A 7,006-nucleotide genomic window follows, 5' to 3' on the forward strand; every position below is an offset into this window, starting at 1 on the left:
AGAAATCCATCGCTTCTGCAGAAGCCTGGATATACGTCGCCCACATTCGCCTGCTCACACGCAGGCTCGCAAGAGCTTGATATCAAACCATTCTTTTTGATTCAGGCTCTCAGGGTGCGTGTCGACGGTTCTGGACGTCGCTGACAAAGCAAACCAGCCAATCAATGCAAGCCTCGTCAGCGATATGAGCAGGCGGAAAATGAGGCCGGCCGATCCGATCCTGATCCGGATATTCAAAGATGAGAGTGAGCTGGAGATCTGGAAACGCGATCGCTCCGGGCGCTACGCGCTCTTGAAGACGTTTCCGATGTGCCGCTGGTCCGGCAAACTTGGACCCAAAACCAAGAATGGTGATCGGCAAGCGCCAGAGGGATTCTACCAGGTCTCCGCGGGCATGCTAAACCCGAATTCGCAGTATTATCTCTCCTTCAACCTTGGTTACCCGAACAAGTTGGAGAGCGCCCTTGGCTATAGCGGCGAAGCGCTGATGGTTCATGGCGCCTGCTCATCATCAGGATGTTTCGCGCTCACGGATGCAGGTGTTGCCGAAATCTATCCGGTCGTCCGAGAAGCCATAAGGGGCGGCCAGACATCATTTCAGGTACAGGCTTTTCCATTCCGGATGACCCCGGGAAATATGGCAAAGAATCGAAACGACCCAAACTATAGCTTTTGGACGAACCTTAAGCAGGGCTACGACAATTTCGAAGTTACAGGCCGTCCGCCGAAGGTTTCCTACTGCGGTAGACGGTATGTCTTTGACGCGGATTTCGAAGGTGGCGATCCACGCGATCCGCTCGCTTCATGTCCACCGTTGCTAAATTCGGAAAATGGTGCTGTGGCCGCGCGAGACGATGCCGACGCACGCAAGACGGAAGCACTTCTCTCCTCGGGCACAATCGTCGAAGCTCATGCCTATGCAGATGGAGGCATGCACCCAAGCTTCCGGAAACTTCTAAAAAGCCGCGGCGCCGCGGCCCTTGCCAAAAAGGCGTCATTGGACGAAGTGCCCATTAGCAGGCCGGAAGCCGCGTTGGCGGACCCGCATAGTCCAGGCGAATGACGGTCGATTTTGCAGCTTTCAGCGGAATACCCGTGACCAAGCCCAGCCTTCGCACGACAAGCGAGGCAGCACATCCTTACTGCACGGCTCCGACTAACAAGGGCTGTGCGTCGCGGATCGAGACCCAGCGGCCGGTGTTATCGATCGCCTGCCGTTTCAAGAAAATATAGTCTGTCTCGTCCCACTGCCGCACCTTGTCGGTCAGGTTGTCCAGGAGGTAGTCGCCCTTGTCGGTGCGCACGGTGAGCACCGCGTGGCCCTCGCCGTCCGGTTTGCGCAGGACAGTGATCAGAAGATCGGCGAGAGACATTCCCATGCGGTTCAGTTCACGGCGTTTCTCGAGCACATAGTCCTCGCAGTCGCCAACGCCCTTGTCCGGATAGGCCCAGACCTCATCCTTGCCATAGGTGTCCAAGTCACTCATCGGCTTGACCGCGGCGTTGACCTTTGCGGTGACGCTGGTCAGTTTTCGCCACAGCGCGTCGGTCATGGTGGCGGGTGCGAGATTGCCGGGACGAATCGAGCACTCGGCCGGATTGGCCTTGCAGAAATCGTAGTGTCCGATCGGCTGAGAAGTGAGTCCGCCCGTTGCCATCGGATGGGCAGCAACCACTGGCGCCGCAGCCAACGCCGAAACGACCAGCCCGGCGGCGATCCCGATAGTCATATGCACGATCCGAGCCGCCGAAAATGAAATCATCGTCCCCGCTCGCCCCTGTTTGTTAACGAAATGTTAAGGGCGATTAACAGTGCGTGTCAATGATGAGGATCGCCAGATCAGCGGCATGGTTACTCACGTGACCGTGACAGCGACTATTGTGCAACAAATGCGCGCGGAAAGCCTAGATGTTTGATCCCAGGCTTTAATGGGCCAAGTTCTTCATGGGAGCGCCACAACGACAGAGGCGGTCCGTCGAGCGATACAGCAAGTCAAGACAGCCTGAGGACGCTGGCCAAGCGCTACGGGATCAACCAGAAGACGGTCGCGAAGTGGAAGAGGCGAGCTTCGGTCGCCGATCTGCCAACTGGTCCGAAGGAACCGAGATCGACGGTGCTCTCGATTGAGGAGGAGGCGGTCATTGTCGCTTTCCGCCGCTACACGCTGCTGCCGCTCGACGACTGCCTCTATGCGCTTCAGGCGACCATCCCGCACCTGACGCGATCTTCATTGCATCGCTGCCTGCAACGCCATGGCATCGGCCGGCTGCAGGATGTCGAGGGCGACAAACCGGCGAAGAGGAAATTCAAGAGCTACCCGATCGGCTACTTCCACATCGACATTGCCGAGGTCAGGACCGAGCAGGGCAAGCTGAACATGTTCGTCGCTATCGACCGCACCTCGAAGTTCGCCTTCGTCGAGTTGCATGAGAAGGCCCCACAGCCGTATCAAGAGACTTTCTACTGCGGTTGATCGCGGCCGTGCCCTACAAGATCCACACCGTGCTTACCGACAAGGTGCTGGAAATGGTTGGCGCGAAGTCGCTTGCCGACTCGTGCGCGAGCTCAGCTGGCCAGCCGCTCTGCTTCGACCCGGAAATCAACCGCCTCGCGGCGATTGAGTTCGCGAAGAACAGCGGACAGATTGACCAGACGCGGATTGCCGCGCGGACCGAACATGCGCATCAGGTTTTTGGGATCGATTGAGGCAGCTTCGGCAAGCTGCTCGAAACCGACAGTTGCATTGATGTAGTCGCGGATCAGCGCCTTGCCCGTATCTGGCTCCCCGGCTGTAAAGGCCTCCATCGCTTCTCCCAGAAGTGCGGCACGAAACTCGGGATCGCGCTCCGCGCGGCCCCTTCACGGTCTCCTTGAAACTGCGGGACAATGGCCAGCAAGCCGGCATCGCCCAGGCTCTCGAACGATGGGCGGATTACAAACGCCGCAAGAAGACGAAGGAGTGAGAGCAATGGCCAGCAACTACCGCGACACCTTGGCGATGAATGAGGCGGGAGAACGGCTGACCGCAGGCGGTATCCGGATGCGCGAATCTTCCTATCCGGAGGATCCGGCCATATCGGCGCTGCTGGCACTGACTGAATCCCAAGTCGCCCAGGATATCCGCATTTCGCTAAGCGTGTCCCCACGACGCATCGATATGGAGGAACGGCCGCGAAACACGTGCGAAAACGGAACGGAAAGCGCCGCCTCGGTTCAGCCGAAGCCAGGCGAACTCTGGCTTACGTCAGCCAGTCAAATGCCCAGGGCGGTGGGATGTTTTCGCGCTGCCGGATTTGATGTTACCCCTATCCAGTCGACTATCGAACGCGTGGCACAGCAGATATCAAGCGCCCGACCGGTTCGATCGCCGTCGGCTTGGCCGCCACCGATCTTGCCGCACATGAATGGTTCGGACTGCTGACTTACCGCATGGTCGGCCTGACGGCTAAGCTGTGTCCTCCCGACCATTTACGATAGTCACTCCTGGTGAGAAAGGTCTGGTTGTGGGACCTTGGAAATGAGCGTTAGCACGTCGATGAAAATACCGAATGTTCACCGTTATACTCGATTTCGGAGGAAGATGCCGGCCGGCATGTGCATTGTGGCCTTTGCTGGTTACGCGGCAACGGGCTGCGAGAGCCCGCTGCCGCCGGAGGGGAACACGATGACTGACTAAAGTGTTCCGGCCCCGTGCTTTCCCGTGCGGCGGCTCGGGGGTGTTTGAAACCGCCGCACCGGAAAAGTCGAATAGTGGTCAACCCTTGCCGACAGGCAGCGCGACGAAGCGGTTGCTGTCGTCGTGGGTGATCTGCATCAGCACCGACTTGCGACCGGATTTGACCGCATCGGCCATGGCCTTGGAAACGTCGTCGGTGTTGGTCACCGCCGCGGAATTCACGGCGGTGATGACATCGCCCGGCTGGATGCCGCGGTCGGCGGCATCGCTGTCGGGATCGACATCAGTCACCACAAGTCCCTTGCCGTTGTCGGACTTAGTCACGGTGAGACCGAGATCGGCTAGTGAATCGTGCCCTGCCGGAGCGGCAGGCTGCTGATCGGCCGAGGCCTGCTTGTCGGTGTTGGGCAGTTTGCCGAGATCGATCTTGATCGTCTGGCTCTTGCCGTCACGCCACACCGTGACGTCGACCGGTTTGCCGGGCGAATAGGTGCCGATCAGGCGGGCGAGTTCCTTCGGAGACCCGACGCCCTTGCCGTCCACCTGGGTGATGACGTCACCGGCTGATATACCGGCCTTCTTGCCGGGGCCACCGTCCTGGGCGCTGGAAACCAGCGCACCCTTGTCGGACTTCAGGCCGAGCGATTCGGCGATGTCGGAGGTGACCGGCTGAATTTCGACGCCAAGCCAGCCGCGCTGCACGGAGCCGTTCTTCATCAGCTCCTGCACGACCCCCTTTGCCGTCGAGGCAGGAATGTCGAAGGCGATGCCGACGCTGCCGCCCGAGGGCGAGAAGATGGCGGTGTTGATGCCGACGACCTGGCCGTTGAGATTGAAGGTCGGGCCACCCGAACTGCCGCGGTTCACCGAGGCGTCGATCTGAAGGAAGTCGTCATAGGGGCCGGCGCCGATATCGCGGCCACGGGCCGAGACGATGCCGGCCGTAACCGTTCCGCCGAGGCCGAACGGATTGCCGACGGCCACGACCCAGTCGCCAACGCGAACCTTGGAATCGTCGGCGAAGTTGACATAGGTGAACTTGCCGTCGCTGTCGACCTTCAGTACGGCAAGATCGGTGCGCGGGTCGGTGCCGACGAGCTTGGCGTCGAGCTCCTTGCCGTCGTTCATCACGACGGTGAACGATGAACCTTCGGAGACGACATGGTTGTTGGTGACGAGATAACCATCATCGGAGATGAAGAAGCCGGACCCCTGCGCCTCGGGGCGGGGCTGATCGTTGTTGCGATCGCGATCTCCAAAACGACGGTTGCCGCCCTGACCACCCTGATCGCCGAAGCCGCGGAATTCCTTGAAGAACCGCCGCAGCTGCGGATTGTCGGGGAGATTGTCCATGCCGTCAGAACCCTGAGACTGGTCGGAGCCGTTATCGGCCGTCTGATCGATCTTGGCCTTGACCTTGACGCTGACAACGGCGGGCGACACGCGCTCCACGATATCGGCAAAGCCCGGAACCTGCGGCGCGTCGACACGCACGGCCTCGGCCAGCACCGGCACGGTTCCGCTGGTCAACGCACCAATGCCGACCGCGCCGGCAATTGCCAGGGACGCAGCGGCAGTCATCAGACGTTTGCGGGTTCGGGAATATGAATTGGGGGCAATATTCATTTGTCTCGTATCCTCTTTCAAGGGACGCGCTTTAAATTGCGTCCTCGGGAAGAGAATTAGATAGGCGCACATTACGGCGACATTTCCGGTGCATGAATCTTTTTGTAATGTTTGATAGCAGCGACCGCCGCCTGTGAAACCCTCAACGGGTCGTCCTGGGATGGTGCGAGGCGATGAGCGAAAGTCTCCACTAAATCAGATCCTGACGCACCGCATGGAGCACCGAATCACTGAGCTGCTACCGCTGATGGAGGTTTCTGATCTTGGCGATCGATTCTCGCACCAGCTTTCCGGGTCTCCGCGCGGCGGACTGAGGCCGCTGCTTGGCTGACATCGTCAAATCCTTGAAAATCACGCAGTCCTGGCCGGGACCGCCGGTATAGGCGACATTGCAGTGGGTGACGAAGCTCTCCGCCGATGTTCGAACAAGCACAGTTCAACCAACCTCCGGCGACCTTATCAAGATGCCGCTGGCAATGTCGCGTGGTCCACGCAGTCGCGGTCGCTGCTGGTCGACAAGTCTAGCAGTACGCGCACTTCGTCGATGCCGACTCCGAAATCGCGGCGTTGGTTTGGGAACATCAGTCACCCAGGTCGCCGGCGCCATAGCTGCGCTGGCCGCCGGCCGTGGGCGGGGCTCGAGGCAGCGAAGAAGCGCGCTTGCCCTTTTCGTTGGCCTTATGCGGAACGATGGGAATTGCGACGAATCCCGCGCCGCTTGCCTGTTGGCCTTGCTGGCATAGCCCTTGTCGCCGATCGCCGCGCCGCGGGTCGTTGTCGGGACCGAGGCCAAGCAGGATGGGAAAGTGCGGCGCGTCACCTTTCTCGCCATCGGTCAGGTCGAAAGCTATGGGATGGCCGTCGAAGTCCGTCTTCATGTGGATTTTGGTCGAGAACCCTCCGCGCGAGCGGCCAAGCGCCTGATTTTCCTGCCCCCTTTTGCGCCCGCTGCCGAGACATGGGCGCGGACCACCGTCGAATCGAACATCTGCACCAGATGCGCCGACGAGGACAGCGCGGCAAGATGCTCGAAGAACATCTCGACGACACCGGTCTTGCTCAAAGCGATCAAAGCGCTTCCACGCACTGTTCCATTTGCCGAAGCGCTCCGGCAACGCCCGCCAGGTGATGTTGTGAACCGAGAAGTAATGCAGCGCCTCCAGAAATAGCCGATCATTCCGGCCCTTGGCGCCGCGTCTTGGCAGCGACGCGCAAAACACCTTCAGCGCGTTCGCCCAATCGGCATCCATCATCTTGGTGCACATGCCGACCTCCAAATCAATCGGCAACCTATAAATCAGATGGAATGAGCCCCGAGAACCCGTGAACAAATACCAGAGTCAATTCGTCCACACCGCCTATTGGATTGATTCCAACGTTTGGTGCCCACGCGCCTGACGGCGGCGATGATTTCGTCTGGATCGGCGCGCCAGACGAAGGGTCGGGTTTGCTGATTGTGCTCCTTGATGAAGCGTGGATGGCCTTCTGCGCGATAAGACCCGGCCTCCGGGCATCGCGCCGCTCGAGACCGCGCTGGTCGACCAGGTTGTGGCGCTGACGCTGGAGCAGCCCGACCACGCCCTCGGCCATGAACCGCTTGTCTTATGACTTTCCGTCGTTTCGAGGCCAAAGTGGGTTGCCGCCTGCGGGCCTTCACCACCCGCAGGCGGCGGGAGGGGTGGGATCGATGAACCGCCGGTCGT

The 7,006-nt window shown here is 60.0% G+C and carries 6 protein-coding genes and 3 pseudogenes; 4 read left to right on the forward strand and 5 right to left on the reverse strand.

Features of this window, described 5'->3' with window-relative positions; translation table 11 throughout:
• Window positions 1–118 precede the first annotated feature (118 nt).
• Window positions 119–1,063, forward strand: a complete 945-nt coding sequence (locus tag FFS37_RS35385; protein WP_137935521.1) for a L,D-transpeptidase family protein — start codon at window positions 119–121, stop codon at window positions 1,061–1,063.
• Window positions 1,064–1,139: 76 nt separating this feature from the next.
• On the opposite strand, the gene FFS37_RS35390 is transcribed toward FFS37_RS35385, so the two are convergent.
• A complete protein-coding gene (locus FFS37_RS35390; protein ID WP_137935522.1) occupies window positions 1,140–1,763 on the reverse strand; it encodes a transglutaminase-like cysteine peptidase in 624 nt (207 codons plus the stop codon).
• Window positions 1,764–1,929: 166 nt separating this feature from the next.
• Here FFS37_RS35390 and FFS37_RS35395 point away from each other — a divergent pair.
• A pseudogene (locus FFS37_RS35395) lies at window positions 1,930–2,519 on the forward strand (IS481 family transposase); the annotation flags it as partial.
• Between the two features lie 47 nt (window positions 2,520–2,566).
• On the opposite strand, the gene FFS37_RS35400 reads toward FFS37_RS35395, so the two are convergent.
• The gene (locus tag FFS37_RS35400) at window positions 2,567–2,806 is read right to left on the reverse strand and encodes a helix-turn-helix domain-containing transcriptional regulator (protein ID WP_332313578.1); all 240 of its coding nucleotides are present in this window, start codon (window positions 2,804–2,806) and stop codon (window positions 2,567–2,569) included.
• Window positions 2,807–2,969: 163 nt separating this feature from the next.
• Here FFS37_RS35400 and FFS37_RS35405 point away from each other — a divergent pair, with 163 nt between their 5' ends.
• On the forward strand, window positions 2,970–3,422 hold the full coding sequence (locus FFS37_RS35405) for a YdcF family protein (RefSeq protein ID WP_171026565.1): 453 nt from the start codon (window positions 2,970–2,972) through the stop codon (window positions 3,420–3,422).
• 333 nt (window positions 3,423–3,755) lie between these two features.
• On the opposite strand, the gene FFS37_RS35410 is transcribed toward FFS37_RS35405, so the two are convergent.
• The 3 genes and pseudogenes from FFS37_RS35410 to FFS37_RS35425 form a co-directional block, all read right to left on the reverse strand.
• On the reverse strand, window positions 3,756–5,303 hold the full coding sequence (locus tag FFS37_RS35410) for a Do family serine endopeptidase (protein WP_137935524.1): 1,548 nt from the start codon (window positions 5,301–5,303) through the stop codon (window positions 3,756–3,758).
• A 581-nt stretch (window positions 5,304–5,884) separates the two neighbouring features.
• Window positions 5,885–6,568, reverse strand: a complete 684-nt coding sequence (locus tag FFS37_RS36095; protein ID WP_210240522.1) for a transposase — start codon at window positions 6,566–6,568, stop codon at window positions 5,885–5,887.
• Window positions 6,569–6,661: 93 nt separating this feature from the next.
• A pseudogene (locus FFS37_RS35425) lies at window positions 6,662–6,777 on the reverse strand (IS630 family transposase); the annotation flags it as partial.
• Between FFS37_RS35425 and FFS37_RS36565 the strand changes: the two are divergent.
• Window positions 6,777–6,893, forward strand: a pseudogene (locus tag FFS37_RS36565) (IS630 family transposase); the annotation flags it as partial. The pseudogenes FFS37_RS35425 and FFS37_RS36565 sit on opposite strands and share 1 nt — an antisense overlap.
• Window positions 6,894–7,006 lie beyond the last annotated feature (113 nt).

This window comes from Mesorhizobium comanense, assembly GCF_005503535.1.
GTDB classification, from domain to species: domain Bacteria; phylum Pseudomonadota; class Alphaproteobacteria; order Rhizobiales; family Rhizobiaceae; genus Mesorhizobium; species Mesorhizobium comanense.

What these genes read in the sequence shown, in the direction of transcription:
- FFS37_RS35400 (WP_332313578.1), bottom strand. Translation starts at nt 2,806, where the DNA reads ATGGAGGCCTTTACAGCCGGGGAGCCAGATACGGGCAAGGCGCTGATC.
- FFS37_RS35410 (WP_137935524.1), bottom strand. Translation starts at nt 5,303, where the DNA reads ATGAATATTGCCCCCAATTCATATTCCCGAACCCGCAAACGTCTGATG.
- FFS37_RS35390 (WP_137935522.1), bottom strand. Translation starts at nt 1,763, where the DNA reads ATGATTTCATTTTCGGCGGCTCGGATCGTGCATATGACTATCGGGATC.
- FFS37_RS35405 (WP_171026565.1), top strand. Translation starts at nt 2,970, where the DNA reads ATGGCCAGCAACTACCGCGACACCTTGGCGATGAATGAGGCGGGAGAA.
- FFS37_RS36095 (WP_210240522.1), bottom strand. Translation starts at nt 6,568, where the DNA reads ATGTGCACCAAGATGATGGATGCCGATTGGGCGAACGCGCTGAAGGTG.